Below are 12836 nucleotides of genomic sequence, written 5' to 3'. Positions count from 1 at the left end.
CAGTGCAGTCGTCAGAACTCGTAGCGCGCGGTCAGCGTGTACTGGCGCGGCGCCCCGTAGAAGCCGGTGTACACACCGAGCGCCTGGTTGAGGTTGTAGCCGGTGGTACGGTATTCCTCGTCGGCCAGATTGCTGCCTTGCAGGGAGAACGACCAGGCATCGTTGAGCGTCCAGATGACGCCCGCGTTGATCAGGCCGTAGGCGTCCTGGGTGATCGGCGGTCGTCCGAACGGCGCGATCGGCGGCGTGACCGTGCGGATGATCTCGGTGGTCGCCGTCACTTCGGTCTGGTAGCTGTAGCCGATGCGCGCGGACAGGCTGCCGCCGTTGGCCAGGCCGGTGCGCCACTCGACGTTCAGCGCACCGGAGAAGTCAGGCGCGTTGGTGAATTCCTGCTCGTCGGCGATGTCGATGGTGGTGCGCGTCAGCGGATCGAAGAACGCGAACTCATCGTACTTCGCATCGAGCCAGGCCAGGTTGCCGACGACGCGCCAGTGTTCGTTCGGCATCCACTGGTACTCGGCCTCGAAACCGTTGATCGTGCCTTCGCCGGCATTGGTGAAGTCGCCGAAGAAGCCGCCGGTCGGCAACGCGGTGAACACCGACAGCTGGATGTCCTTGTACTTGTTGTGGAACGCGGCCAGGTTGAGGAACAGCGTCGAATCGAGGAAGGCCATCTTGCTGCCGATCTCGAAGCTGTCGACGACTTCGTCATCGAACGGCTCGGCCGAGCGCGGCACGGTCGTCGCCTGCGCACGGATGTTGAAACCGCCCGACTTGAAGCCGCGCGACGCCGATCCGTACACCATGATGTCCGGGGTCACCTCGTAGTCCAGCGAGACCTTCGGCGAGGTGTTCTTGAAGTTGATGGTCTTGTCGAAGTGCGCGGCGGCGGGATCGTCGCTGGGGTTGGCCGGGGTGCAATCGCGCTGGGTGGCGAACGTGGCGCTGGTGTAGCAGCGGTTGAGCACCTGGGCGCGCTTGTCCTCGTCGGTGTAGCGCGCACCGACGTCGAGCGAGAGCCTCTCGGTCAGGTCGAAGGTCCAGTCGGCATAGAACGCGACGCTTTCGGTGCGCACGATGCCCTGGGTATCGCCGAAGGACAGGTTGAAGAAGTTGTTGAGGACCTGCCCGCCGGCGTCGCCGTTGAAGGCATAGATCCCCATCACGCCGCGGGCGCGGCCGCCGGCGTCGTAGTTGGCCTGGACTTCGTGGCTGACCTGCTGGTCGCTATAGAACGCCTTGACGTCGGCGACCTTGGCCTGGGTGGTGTCGAAGTCGATGTTGGTCTCGGTGTCGGACTCGCGCTTGGCCAGTACGTACTTGAACGCCCAGTCCTCGTTGGCGCGCCAGTTCACCGTCATCGAAGCACCCTTCATCTCGGTATCGTTGACGTTGGGCATGCCGTTGCGCACGTCGTAGCGCGAGTCCAGCGGCAGCACGCCCGGAACGAAGCGGTTCGCTTCCAGCATCTTCGCGCCGCGCACGCCGGACTGGTCGTCCATCCAGTCGAAACCGAACTGCACGTCGAAGTTGTCGCCGGCGTAGGCGCCGAGCTGGCCGCGCAGGGCGAGGATTTCCTTGTCGCTGACATCCTGGTCGGTGACGATGTTCTCGCCGAAGCCGTCGCGGTTGAGGCTGGCCACGGCGATGCGGCCGCGCAGACCGCTGTCGGCGCCGCCGATCGGTCCGCCGACGGCGGCCTTGACGTCGAGTTCGTTGTAGTTGCCCACGGTGATCGAGGCGTTGCCATCGAAGGCGCGCGGCAGCCCGCGCGAGAGGTACTTGATCGCGCCGCCGATGGTGTTCTTGCCGTACAGCGTGCCCTGCGGGCCACGCAGCACTTCGACGCGGTCGACGTCGAACACGTCGAGCAGCGCACCCTGCGGACGCGCGATATAGACGTCGTCCAGATAGATGCCCACGCCCGGATCCACGCCCCACAGCGGATCGGACTGGCCGATGCCGCGGATGTAGGCGGTGACGGTGCTGCTGGAACCGCGCGCGGCGTAGATGGTCAGGTTGGGCACCAGCGCATCGAGGTCGGAGAGGTCCTCGACGTTGAGCTTGTCGAGCGCGTCGGCGGTGAAAGCGGTGACGGCGACCGGCACTTCCTGCAGCGTTTCCTCACGCTTGCGCGCGGTGACGGTGACGGCGCCCAGGTTGGTCGCCTTGTTTGCCGGCGTCGCCTCGGAAGGAGCCGTGTCCTGCGCCCACGCCACCGGCGAGGCGAGTGCCGACACCAGCACCGAACCGATCGCCAGACTCAAATACTTGCGCTTCATCGCGTCCCTCCTGCGGGTACGAAGTCATTGCGGCGGACCCCTGCCACCGTTTCCGCAAGGCTAGGGCCGGGCACGCGGGGGCGGCATCGTACCTTCGGACAATGGGACGACCGCGGCGCGGTCACGACACTCGCAGCCTGGTGGAGCGCGCCGGCTGCGGCGCGCGTGGAGTCGTGGATGTCCTTCCTGATCGTCTTGGCCGCGCTGTGTTTCCTGATGGTTGTGGCCTACCGCGGCCACAGCGTGATCCTGTTCGCGCCGGTGGCGGCGATGGGCGCGGTGCTGCTCACCGATCCGACGCTGGTGGCGCCGATGTTCACCGGCCTGTTCATGGACAAGATGGTCGGCTTCCTCAAGTTGTACTTCCCGGTGTTCGTGCTCGGTGCGCTGTTCGGCAAGCTGATCGAGCTGTCGGGTTTCTCGCGCTCGATAGTGACCGCCACCCTGCGCGTGTTCGGCGCCGGCCGCGCGATGCTGTCGATCGTCGCGGTGTGCGCGTTGCTGACCTACGGTGGGGTGTCGCTGTTCGTGGTGGTGTTCGCGGTCTATCCGTTCGCAGCGGAACTGTTCCGCCAGGGCAACATCCCCAAGCGCCTGATTCCCGGCACCATCGCGCTGGGTGCGTTCACCTTCACCATGGATGCACTGCCGGGCACGCCGCAGATCCAGAACATCATCCCGACTTCGTTCTTCGGCACCGATTCGTGGGCGGCGCCGCTGCTGGGCGTGACCGGTGCAGTGTTCATCCTCGTCGCCGGCCTGTCCTATCTGGAATGGCGCCGCCGTGTCGCGTTGAAGCGTGGCGAGGGTTATGGCGATCCGGCCACGCTGGTGAACGAGCCGGCGACTTTCGCCGGCACCGCACTCTCCCATCCCTTCGTCGCGATCCTGCCGCTGGTGCTGGTGGGCGTCAGCAACAAGCTGTTCTCGGTGCTGATCCCGCAGTGGTACGGCAGCAGCCACGAATTCACCCCGGCGGTCATTGGCAATGCCGCGCCGGTGGTGCAGGAGATTTCCAAGGTGGCCGCGATCTGGGCGGTGCAGGGCGCGCTGCTGGTCGGCATCCTCACCGTGCTGGTGTTCGCGTGGCGGCCGGTGAAGGCGAGCTTCGCCGAGGGCAGCAAGAGCGCGATCGGCGGCGCCCTGCTCGCGTCGATGAACACCGCGTCCGAATACGGCTTCGGCGCGGTGATCGCCGCGCTGCCGGGCTTCGTGGTCGTCGCCAATGCGCTCGCCGCGATCCCCAACCCGCTGGTCAACGAAGCGGTGACGGTCACCGCCCTCGCCGGCATCACCGGTTCCGCCTCGGGCGGCATGAGCATCGCGCTGGCGGCGATGGCCGACAGCTTCATCGCCAACGCGCAGGCGGCGGGCATTCCGATGGAAGTGCTGCACCGCGTGGCGGCGATGGCCTCGGGCGGCATGGACACGTTGCCGCACAACGGCGCGGTCATCACCCTGCTGGCCGTGACCGGCCTGACCCACCGCCAGTCCTACAAGGACGTCTTCGCGATCACCGTGATCAAGACCCTGGCGGTGTTCGTCGCGATCGGGATGTACTACGCGACGGCTTAAGCGATGAAGCGCTGCGCGGCTTCGTCCAGCGCGGTAGCCGCGGATTCCACGTCGGCCTTTCGTTCGACGCCGCGGTACCAGCGACGGTGCGCCAGAGCAAGCATGGCCTCGTCCTCGGGCGTGTCGCCGTAGGCATGGATCGTCGCGAAGTGGCTCAGGTTGAAGCGCTCCCGTACGCGCCGCACCTTCTCTTCGCCTACGCACTGCGCTCCGGCGTAGCGGCCGGTGGCGATGCCTCCGCGGATCTCCAGGCACGAGGCCAGTAATTCCACACCATGTTGAGCGCACCAGTGCGCGAGCGCGACTTCAAGGGCGCCCGACACGACCACGACGGTGTCGCCGCGGGCCTGGTGCCAGCGCAGGCGCTCGAGCGCTTCGGGCCGAATCGTCGCCGGCAGGACCTGCTCGGCAAATGCGACGCCGCTGGCCTGCAAGCGCGCGAGTGGCAAGCCGCTCAGACCGAAGCGGATGACCGCGGCGCGGACCAGATTGGCGGGAACCCAGCCGAGCTTGTAGCCGACGCCCAGCGGCGCGAGCAGCACCTTGCCGATCGCGAGACGGAGCGGCGGCACGGCCTGCTTCAGGTAGGGTACGTACATCTCACGATCGGTGATCGTGCCGTCGAAATCGAACAGCGCCAGTTCCATTCGCGTCCTGCGTAAGAGCGTGTTCGGTAGAGCTTACTGCCCGTCCCACAGGTCCGGCAGCGGGCTGGTCACCCACCATGCCTTGCCTTCCTCGTCCCAGCGCCAGGTCTCGCGGTAGCGGACGACGCGCTCGGCCATGGTGTGGCGGTTGATCACGCCGATCTCGACGTCGCGCACGGAGGTGCCGGCCTCGAAGTCGGTGCTGGTGCCGATATCGCGGTACGAGGAGATCTGTACCTGCTTGTAGCGCTCCAGCTGCAGCGGCGTTACTTCGAGCTTCTCGCGCACCTTGGGATCGATCATGTTCATCGCCCCTTCGAAATCGCCCCAGCGGATCGCGCCCGACCACGCGTACTGCGACTTGTCGAGCTTGTCGCTCTGGGGCCCGAGCGTGGTGCAGGCCGCGAGGGCGAACAGGCACAGGACGAAGGCCGGCTTGCAGAAGGCTCGGAGCAGACGCGTCATGCGGGATTCCCCAGGGTGGATGCATGCATCCTAGCGCGCCCCGAGCCGCTGCGACTGCGACGCAGGCCCACGCGCCGCCGCGCTTGATCAAGCGCTGGCGGCGGGCTACTTCAGTATCGCGACATACCGCGCGGTGAAATCGGTGGCGATGCCCCCATCGGGCAGCAGCGTGCGTGCGACCAGGCCAATGCGCGCACGCCCACGGCTGCGCAGCGTGGCGATGAATTCATCGGGATCGGACTCGGCCGCGGGTTCGGCGCTGACGTCGAGATCGGCGAACAGCGGCGCGAGGTAACGGATCTGGCTGTCGGCGACGAAGATATCGGCATGCAGGCCCGCGCGTTCCACCAGCAGCGAGACCACGCCCCACGAGGCCAGCGTCATCATCGACGCGAGGCTGCCGCCGAAGGCGCAACCCTTGTCGTTGACGTGCACCGAAAGGGGCGCGTGCAACTGCAGGCGGCGGCCGTCGTAGCCGGCGATGGTCAGTTGCATCGATGCCACCGGCGGCATGGACTGGTAATGGACGTTGAGCTGTGCGAGTTCGGCGCTGTGGGGCATGGGGGAGACGCGTGCTAGTAAGCTGCGCGCATGTCCCGGCGCAGCACCCCGTCATGGTATGTGATCTCGCTGCGTCCCCGCGGCGAGCACGCTGCACTGCGCCGCGCGGCCGCACGATACGGTGCCGGATTGATCGCGCTGTCGCCCTGGAAACTGCAACTGCGCGATGACGCCGCGGCGCGCGCGGACCTGCGCGCGGCACTGGCGGCACCCCACGTCATCTTCACCAGCCCGACCGCGGTGCGCGCGGCGCATGTGCTGCAACCCTTCAAGCCGCGGCGCGGGCAGCACTGGTGCGCGGTCGGCGCGGGCACGGCGGCGGCATTGCGGCGCGCCGGCGTCGGCACCGTGCATGCGCCCACGCGCATGGACAGCGAAGGCCTGCTCGCCTTGCCGCCGCTGCAGGACGTGTCCGGCGCCGACGTGGGTCTGGTAACCGCCCCCGGCGGCCGCGGTGAGATCACCCCGGCCCTGCAGGCGCGCGGCGCGCGGGTACTGCGTGCGGACGTGTATGCGCGGGTTCCGGTTCCGCCATCCGCGCGGGTGCTGCGGCAGCTGCGCGAGACGGATGCGCCGCTGATGCTGGCGCTCAGCAGCGGCGAGGCCTTGCAGCTTGTCCTCGCCGCGCTTCCCGCCGATCTCGCCACGAAACTGCGCGGCGCGCGCGTGGCCGCCGCCAGCGAACGCCTGCGCGCGTTGGCGCAGGAACTTGGCTTCGCCGACATCGTGGTCGCCCGCGGTCCGCGTCCGGCGGACCTGGCCGCCGCGGCCGCGGCTGCGCTTCCGGTAGCATGAGACCCTGATCACGGATCCTGATCAGGAGCAGCGCCGCATCGTGGCCATGTCCCCCGAGCAACCTCCCGCGCCCCGCCGCAGCCGTGCCGCGCTGTGGCTGGTACTGCTGCTCCTGCTGGCCCTGGGCGGCTATGCCGGCTGGCACCAGTGGCGCGCGCGGGAACAGGCCGCCGTCAACAGCACGCAGCAGCAGGTCGACGCGCTGTCGGAGCGACTCAACGCGATGCGCACGGAGCAGCGCGCGCAGGCACGCCGCCTGCAGCAGGCCGATTCGCTCAACCGCGTGCTGCGCGACGAACTCGACGGCATCACCCAGCGCGCTGCGCTGCTCGAAACCAGCGTCGAGCGGCTGGCCGACCCCGACCGCCACGGCGCGCAGGCACTGCGCCTGGATGAAACCGAAATGCTGCTGACGCTCGGCAGCCAGCGCCTGCAGATCGCCGGCGACCTCGATGGCGCGCGGCGCGCCTACGCCCTCGCCGCCGGGGTGCTCGACGGCATCGACGATCCCGCCTACCTCAGCCTGCGGCAGACGCTGCTGCAGGAACGCACTGCACTGGATGCGCTCGGCGCCGATCCGCGCGTGCGGGCGATCGCGCAGCTCGATGCCTACACCCAGACCATCACCGCGCCCGGCGGGCGCGAGGAACGCGCCCGCGACGAGCGCGCGCCATGGTGGCAGCGCGCCTTCGGCAACCTGCTGCAGGTGCAGCCGACCGACCGCGCCGTGGCGGTGCAGGCGGCCGACCGTGCGGCGGCGCTGGCCGGTCTGCAACTGGAGATCTCGCTGGCGCGCGCCGCTGCCGAACGCCGCGACGCTGCCGGCTATCGCGATGCCCTGCGCCGCGCCGACACCTGGCTGCAACGCCTCGCCCCGGACTCCGCGGCGCGCACGCAACAGCGGGCGCAGCTGCAGGCGCTGGCGGCGCTGCCTCTTTCACTTTCCGTACCCACGCTCGGCAGCACCCTGCAACAGCTGCGACAGCTGCGTGCGCGCTAGCCGGTCGCGGTGTATCGCCACGTCGTCGGCCAGACGATGAGCATGATCGGACAATGATCCGACCTCGCCCTCAGGTGCACGCGCCATGAACCTGTTCCGCAACCTGCTGTTCTGGATCGCTCTCGCCCTGCTCGGCGCGCTGGTCGCCCAGGTGCTCGTGCAGGATCCAGGCTACGTGCTGATCCGCTATGGCGGAACCGACTACAGCACGACGCTTGCAGGAGCCCTGCTGATCGCCATCGCCGTGCTGCTGGGGGCGTGGCTGGCGTGGAAAGTGCTGAGCCTGCCCTTCGTCGCCTTCCGCCGGCATCGCAAGAAGCAGGCGCGGGCCCGCCTCACCGACGGCCTGCTCGCCGTCGAACAGGGCCACTGGGCGCGCGCGGAGAAATCGCTGCTGCAGGCGTCGCAGAACGAGGACGTCGCCGCGATCGCACAGCTCGCCGCCGGCCGCGCCGCGCGCGAACGCGGTGACCTGGCCCAGGCCCGCCAGTACGTGGAACCGCTGCTCACCCGACAGCCGGCCGTGCACGCCATCGCCGTGGCCGAACTCGCGCGCGCCGAAGGCCGCCCTGCCGATGCGCTCGCCGCCCTCGACGTGCCCGCTGCGCAACCGCTGCCGCCGCGTGGCGTGCTGTTGCGTGCGGAAACGCTGGCCGCGATGGGCCGCGCCGGTGAGGCCTATGGCCTGCTCGGCGCGTTGCGCCAGCAGCAGGTGCTCGGTCCGGAGCGCCTGGCCGCGCTGGAGGCGCAATGGGCCGAAGCGGGCCTGCGCGAAGCGGCCGATGCCAACGTGCTCGCCGATCGCTGGGAATCGCTGCCCAAGCCGTTGAAGAGCGATGCCCGCACCGTCGCCGCCTACGCCGAACGCGCGGCGGCGTTGCGCTGGGACGACGCGGCCGCGAAGAGCATCGAATCCGCGCTCGACGCGAAGTGGGACGAATCGCTGGCCGCGCTCTATGGCCGCCTGCCCGTGCCGCAGGACCGTGCCCGCCTGGATGCACGCCGCGCCATCGCCGAACGCTGGGCGCAGGCGCGCCCGACCAGTCCGGCCCTGCTGGTGAGTCTGGCCCGCATCGCCATGGCGCAAGGCCAATGGCCGCAGGCGGAAGGCTTCCTGCACCGCGCCCTGGCGCAGGGCGCGGGCTCGGAGGCGTGGGAGGAACTCGGCCACGGTTTCGCCGCGACCGGCGACGAGAGCCGCGCGCGCCAGAGCTACGTCAACGCCTTGCGCGCCGCGCGCGGGGAAACGGTGAGCGAACTGCCCGGCCGCGACATGCGGCAGCGGATCTTCGATCAGGCCGCGGTCGAGGAACGCGACGAGCACGGCGTGCCGCGGTTGCGCGGCTGAGGCCGCGCAACCGTCGAATCAGCTCCGGCGTCGACGCTGGATCAGCACCGCAGCCGCGGCGAGCACCAGCCACAAAGGCCACAGCTGCGCCAGCGCGACTGCAGTGTCGAGCAGGCCGAACCAGCCCGCGCTCAGCGCGTGACCCAGGCGCGGGAAGAAACCCGGCCCGTCGCGACGGGCCACTTCTTCGACATCCATGCGGATGGTGTGGCGCACGCGCGGTGTCTGGTACAGCGACAGGTCGATCGTGGCGAAGGCCACACGATCCTCGAAGCTCCTGCGTGCGATCAGTGCCTCATCGCGCTCGGCCTGCGACTGGACGCGGGCATCCACGGCCTGCGCCTTCTCGCCCAGCTTGCCCGGTCCGGCCGCGACCTCGCCCAGCGCACGCTGCGCGTCCTCGTGGCGGGCGTAGGCGAGCTGTTGCCGCAGCAGTTCAAACTGCGCGTCCGTCGCTGCGAAGGTGCGGTTGTCGAGGAATTCGACCTGTGCGGCAAGCGCGCGCATGAATGCCTGCGTACGTGCACTGGGCACCCGTACCTGCAGCTGTCCGCGCACGGTGTAGGTCGCCAGTTCGATGAGATTGCCGTCGCCGCTGGGGCGCGTCCGGACGTCGTCGACCTCGGCGCGGATGTCGTTCCTGACGACGAAGCCACCGTGTTGGGCGGCCAGGTCCTCGATCGCCAGGGCCGCGCCATAGACTTCGCGTACGCGGAATTCAGCCGCCGCCGTTTTGATGAACTTGCGTTCGCCGTCGTCCTGCGAAGCCACCGCGGATTGCAGCTGGCTTTCCACCGCGGGCGATTCCACCGGCGCATCCGCGCGCGAACGCGTCTCCAGTTTCACTTCCGGCATCGCTGCGGGCGCAGCCGCCGCAGCTTCCTCGGCGGTCTGTGGCGAGCCTGCGTCCGCCGCCTGCTCGTGCTTGCTGCAACCGCCAATAGCCAACAGCCCGCAGGCCAGTACTACCGCGCAACCCGTCGCACGCATCGAACGTCCCCTGTCGTGGCCATCGGCGCATGCCGACGGTCCGGTCGGGGACTCTATACGGACCGCGCGGGATTTCGGGGTTAGCGCTCCAGGATCGCGACCACGCCCATGCCGCCCGCGGTGCAGATGGACACCAGCGCACGGCCGCCGCCGCGCTCCTTCAGCTGCTTCGCCGCGGTGGCGACGATGCGCGCGCCGGTGGCGGCGAAGGGATGGCCCGCGGCGAGCGAGGAGCCGACTGGATTGATCTTCGCCGGGTCGATCCGACCGAGCGGGGCGTCGAGGCCGAGTCGACTGCGGCAGTAGTCCTCGCTCTCCCAGGCACGCAGCGTGCACAGCACCTGCGCGGCGAAGGCCTCGTGGATCTCGTAGATGTCGAAGTCCTGCAGGGTCAGGCCGTTGCGCTTCAGCATTTCCGGCACCGCGATGGTCGGCGCCATCAGCAGGCCTTCGCCGTGGACGAAATCGACCGCGGCCACGTGCGCGTCGCGCAGGTGGCACAGCACTTCATGGCCGTGCGCTTGGGCCCATTCTTCCGAGGCGAGCAGGCACGCGGCGGCACCGTCGGTGAGCGGCGTGGAGTTGGCGGCGGTGAGCGTGCCGCGACCGGACGTCTTGTCGAACGCCGGCTTCAGCGACGCCAGCTTTTCCAGGGTGGAATCCGCACGCAGGATGTTGTCGCGCGCCACGCCGCGAAAGCTGACCACGAGGTCGTCGAAGAAGCCGCGGTCGTACGCCGCGGCCAGCTTCTTGTGCGACGACAGCGCCCACTCGTCCTGCGAGTCGCGCGCGATGTTCCATTCCTTGGCCATGTCCTCGCAGTGGTCGCCCATCGACTTGCCGGTGCGCGGCTCGGCGACACCGGGGAAGTCGGGCTTGAGTTCGCGGAAATGGAAGCCCTTGAAGGCGCGCAGCTTGTCCTGCGTGGTCTTGGCCATCGCGGCATTGAGCAGGCGCCGGCGCAGGTGCCGGCCGTACACGATCGGCACGTCCGAGGTGGTATCGGAGCCGCCACCGACGCCGACGTCGATCTGGCCGGTGGCGATCTTGTTGGCGATGGCGACGATGGTGTCGAGCGAGGTGCCGCAGGCGCGCTGCATGGTGATGCCCGGCGTCAGCGGCGACAGGCCGGAGGAGAGCGTGGCTTCGCGGCCGAGATTCCAGTCGCTGGAATGCTTGATCACCGCGCCCATCGCGACTTCGCCCAGCTGCTGCCCATGCAGGCCGAACTTCTCGACCAGCGCGCCGAGCGTGCGGACCGACATGCCGAGGTTGCCGACGTCCGCATAGGCGGTGTTCTGGCGGCAAAACGGGATACGGACGCCGCCGAGCACGGCAACGGGACGGATGGATCGCATCGGGCACCTTCGGATGTGGGGGAACGCGGCCGCGCGGATCGCCGAAGCGGCCTGGTCGGAACGGCTAACTCAAAATCCGCACCGTCCGCCATACTCTTGCGGACGGTGACAGTGGCCGCGAGTGTAGCGCCGCCTTCGGGCGCGACCAACCGCACGGCCGTCATTTCCAGCCGCCGCCCGACTTCGAGATCCCCCACTCCGCATGAGCAGCGCCATCGACGACGCGTCCGCCCGCCGCGACCCCGCCCAGCCCGTGCACGTCCTCGGCGCGCTGGCGCTGGAGCTGCGCGGCGATGCCGCCGTGGCGCGGGGAGCGCTCGCCCAGGCCGCCGCCGGCGAGCTGGGCGCCCTGATGGCCCGCGACCTGGCCACGTTCGCGCCCGAGGCGGCGCAGCTGCAGCTGGTCACGGTGGGCGCGCATTACGATCCGGTCGAACTGCTGCGCCCGGGCTGGGCTCTGCATCGCGAGCTCGACCAGCTGTCGGCCCGCGCACCGGGCGACGCAGCCGGGCGGATCATCGCGTTCGGTGCGCACGACGGACAGCTGCCCGGGGCGCTGGCACCCTCGCCCGACCATGCCGGCGGCCCGCTGCGCCTGGTGCCCTTCATCCTCGGCGGCGCGGCAAGCCTTGTCGCCCACGTCGGCGACCGCTTCGAACGCGAACTGATCGAGCGCGGCATGGCCGACGCCGCCACCGCGCTTGCCGCGCAGGAAGCGTTCGGGATGCAGATCGAACACGCGCGCTACCTCACCGCGCACGATCTCGCGGCGATGACCGCGTTGCAGTACGAGCACGCCGGCCTCGCGCCGTTGTGGCCGGTGCTGGAAACCGCCCTGCTCGACCCCGATGGCGAAGCCTGGCTGGATGCGCCGCCGGAACCTCTGCTGCATTACGCCGACGGCGAGGCGCGCATCGCCATGTTCGAACCGCGCGCATGGAAGCAGCGCTACGCCGCCGACACGCCCTGCGATACGCCGGACAGTCGCGCGAAGCTGGAACGCCAGCACCAGCATTTCCAGGCGCGGCAGCGGCAGATCGCCGCGGTGCTGGGCGCGCACGGCGTCGCGGTGAACTTCGTGCATTGCGCCGAGGACGAGGACCCGCGCGCGGCGTTGTAGCGCGCGCCGGCAACTCGCTGCCTCCGCCCTCGCCGCGGCGCCGGTTACGGAATCAGCTGGATCACGCCGCAGGCCACGCGCGCCCCGGCATTGCCGGCGGGTTGCGTGACGTAATCGTCGGGCATCGCATGCACGACGATCGCGCGCCCGCCGATGTCGGTATCGCCGCCACCCAGGCTCACGCCGAGCGCATGCACGTCCACGCGCGCCACGCCGCGGGCGTCGGCGACGAAGTTGTCCATGTCGCCGCCATGGTGCGGTCCGCTGCCGACGCGGCCGTGCGGTTGCTGGGCAGGATTGAAATGGCCGCCGGCGCTGGTGGCGTCGGCCGCACTGCAGTCGCCCTTCTCGTGGATGTGGATGGCATGCGTGCTGCCGGGTGCGAGGCCACCGATCTCGCCGGTGATGCGTACGCCGTCGTCGATCGGCGCCGCGCTGAGCTTGCCGCTGACCAGGCTGCCGGAGGCCGGCGTTAGCGTGATGGTGGCGCCCTTCGCCGTTGACACGGCGGGCGCGGGCGCGCGCGACGATGCCGAGGCGCCCGGCGACGACGGCGTACTGGCGCAGGCCGCCAGGGCGAGCAGGGTGGCCGGGAATGCCACGCGGAAAACAAGCGCGGTTCGCATGCGGGATCTCCTGGGGTCGGGGTCGCCCGAATCTAGCCCAAAGCCGCTTCGCGCCGTGTGTGCGCC

General features: G+C 69.5%; 12 protein-coding genes. 5 read left to right on the top strand and 7 right to left on the bottom strand.

Annotated elements, in window-relative coordinates:
* Positions 1-11 precede the first annotated feature (11 nt).
* Entirely contained in the window at positions 12-2285 is a 2274-nt protein-coding gene (locus ACYVGE_RS12820) for a TonB-dependent receptor (RefSeq protein ID WP_460730448.1), read from the bottom strand.
* 177 nt (positions 2286-2462) lie between these two features.
* On the opposite strand from ACYVGE_RS12820, the gene ACYVGE_RS12815 reads away from it, so the two are divergent.
* Positions 2463-3860 carry a GntP family permease gene (locus ACYVGE_RS12815; RefSeq protein WP_460730446.1) on the top strand — a complete coding sequence of 466 codons (1398 nt, stop codon included), beginning with the start codon at positions 2463-2465 and terminating at the stop codon, positions 3858-3860.
* Here the strand turns inward: ACYVGE_RS12815 and ACYVGE_RS12810 are convergent.
* The 3 genes from ACYVGE_RS12810 to ACYVGE_RS12800 all read right to left on the bottom strand — a co-directional run bounded on the left by ACYVGE_RS12810 (position 3857) and on the right by ACYVGE_RS12800 (position 5533).
* The gene (locus ACYVGE_RS12810; protein WP_460730444.1) at positions 3857-4507 is read right to left on the bottom strand and encodes an HAD-IB family hydrolase; all 651 of its coding nucleotides are present in this window, start codon (positions 4505-4507) and stop codon (positions 3857-3859) included. The genes ACYVGE_RS12815 and ACYVGE_RS12810 overlap by 4 nt on opposite strands.
* Positions 4508-4540: 33 nt before the next feature.
* On the bottom strand, positions 4541-4972 hold the full coding sequence (locus ACYVGE_RS12805; RefSeq protein WP_460730442.1) for a hypothetical protein: 432 nt from the start codon (positions 4970-4972) through the stop codon (positions 4541-4543).
* 105 nt (positions 4973-5077) lie between these two features.
* Entirely contained in the window at positions 5078-5533 is a 456-nt protein-coding gene (locus ACYVGE_RS12800; RefSeq protein ID WP_460730440.1) for a YiiD C-terminal domain-containing protein, read from the bottom strand.
* Between the two features lie 30 nt (positions 5534-5563).
* Between ACYVGE_RS12800 and ACYVGE_RS12795 the strand changes: the two genes are divergently transcribed.
* The 3 genes from ACYVGE_RS12795 (at position 5564) to ACYVGE_RS12785 (ending at position 8676) form a co-directional block, all read left to right on the top strand.
* On the top strand, positions 5564-6328 hold the full coding sequence (locus tag ACYVGE_RS12795; protein ID WP_460730437.1) for a uroporphyrinogen-III synthase: 765 nt from the start codon (positions 5564-5566) through the stop codon (positions 6326-6328).
* A 46-nt stretch (positions 6329-6374) separates the two neighbouring features.
* Positions 6375-7328: a uroporphyrinogen-III C-methyltransferase gene (locus ACYVGE_RS12790; protein WP_460730584.1), complete on the top strand. Its 954-nt coding sequence runs from the start codon at positions 6375-6377 to the stop codon at positions 7326-7328.
* Positions 7329-7413: 85 nt separating this feature from the next.
* Positions 7414-8676, top strand: a complete 1263-nt coding sequence (locus ACYVGE_RS12785; protein WP_460730436.1) for a heme biosynthesis HemY N-terminal domain-containing protein — start codon at positions 7414-7416, stop codon at positions 8674-8676.
* An 18-nt stretch (positions 8677-8694) separates the two neighbouring features.
* Here the strand turns inward: ACYVGE_RS12785 and ACYVGE_RS12780 are convergent, their stop codons facing one another.
* Both ACYVGE_RS12780 and ACYVGE_RS12775 read right to left on the bottom strand, forming a co-directional pair.
* The gene (locus ACYVGE_RS12780; RefSeq protein ID WP_460730434.1) at positions 8695-9666 is read right to left on the bottom strand and encodes a DUF4349 domain-containing protein; all 972 of its coding nucleotides are present in this window, start codon (positions 9664-9666) and stop codon (positions 8695-8697) included.
* An 80-nt stretch (positions 9667-9746) separates the two neighbouring features.
* Entirely contained in the window at positions 9747-11024 is a 1278-nt protein-coding gene (locus ACYVGE_RS12775) for an acetyl-CoA C-acetyltransferase (protein WP_460730432.1), read from the bottom strand.
* A 202-nt stretch (positions 11025-11226) separates the two neighbouring features.
* Between ACYVGE_RS12775 and ACYVGE_RS12770 the strand changes: the two genes are divergently transcribed.
* Positions 11227-12144 carry a hypothetical protein gene (locus tag ACYVGE_RS12770; protein ID WP_460730430.1) on the top strand — a complete coding sequence of 306 codons (918 nt, stop codon included), beginning with the start codon at positions 11227-11229 and terminating at the stop codon, positions 12142-12144.
* A gap of 44 nt (positions 12145-12188) precedes the next feature.
* Here the strand turns inward: ACYVGE_RS12770 and ACYVGE_RS12765 are convergent, their stop codons facing one another.
* Positions 12189-12770, bottom strand: coding sequence for a superoxide dismutase family protein (locus tag ACYVGE_RS12765; protein ID WP_460730428.1), 582 nt, complete (start codon positions 12768-12770; stop codon positions 12189-12191).
* Positions 12771-12836 lie beyond the last annotated feature (66 nt).

Source organism: Lysobacter rhizosphaerae (genome assembly GCF_054779795.1).
This window is presented reverse-complemented; position numbering and strand designations above follow the sequence as displayed.

Coding starts and splice junctions, on each gene's coding strand:
- ACYVGE_RS12775 (WP_460730432.1), bottom strand. CDS start 11,024: ATGCGATCCATCCGTCCCGTTGCCGTGCTCGGCGGCGTCCGTATCCCG.
- ACYVGE_RS12805 (WP_460730442.1), bottom strand. CDS start 4,972: ATGACGCGTCTGCTCCGAGCCTTCTGCAAGCCGGCCTTCGTCCTGTGC.
- ACYVGE_RS12770 (WP_460730430.1), top strand. CDS start 11,227: ATGAGCAGCGCCATCGACGACGCGTCCGCCCGCCGCGACCCCGCCCAG.
- ACYVGE_RS12810 (WP_460730444.1), bottom strand. CDS start 4,507: ATGGAACTGGCGCTGTTCGATTTCGACGGCACGATCACCGATCGTGAG.
- ACYVGE_RS12815 (WP_460730446.1), top strand. CDS start 2,463: ATGTCCTTCCTGATCGTCTTGGCCGCGCTGTGTTTCCTGATGGTTGTG.
- ACYVGE_RS12785 (WP_460730436.1), top strand. CDS start 7,414: ATGAACCTGTTCCGCAACCTGCTGTTCTGGATCGCTCTCGCCCTGCTC.
- ACYVGE_RS12780 (WP_460730434.1), bottom strand. CDS start 9,666: ATGCGTGCGACGGGTTGCGCGGTAGTACTGGCCTGCGGGCTGTTGGCT.
- ACYVGE_RS12795 (WP_460730437.1), top strand. CDS start 5,564: ATGTCCCGGCGCAGCACCCCGTCATGGTATGTGATCTCGCTGCGTCCC.
- ACYVGE_RS12790 (WP_460730584.1), top strand. CDS start 6,375: ATGTCCCCCGAGCAACCTCCCGCGCCCCGCCGCAGCCGTGCCGCGCTG.
- ACYVGE_RS12820 (WP_460730448.1), bottom strand. CDS start 2,285: ATGAAGCGCAAGTATTTGAGTCTGGCGATCGGTTCGGTGCTGGTGTCG.
- ACYVGE_RS12800 (WP_460730440.1), bottom strand. CDS start 5,533: ATGCCCCACAGCGCCGAACTCGCACAGCTCAACGTCCATTACCAGTCC.
- ACYVGE_RS12765 (WP_460730428.1), bottom strand. CDS start 12,770: ATGCGAACCGCGCTTGTTTTCCGCGTGGCATTCCCGGCCACCCTGCTC.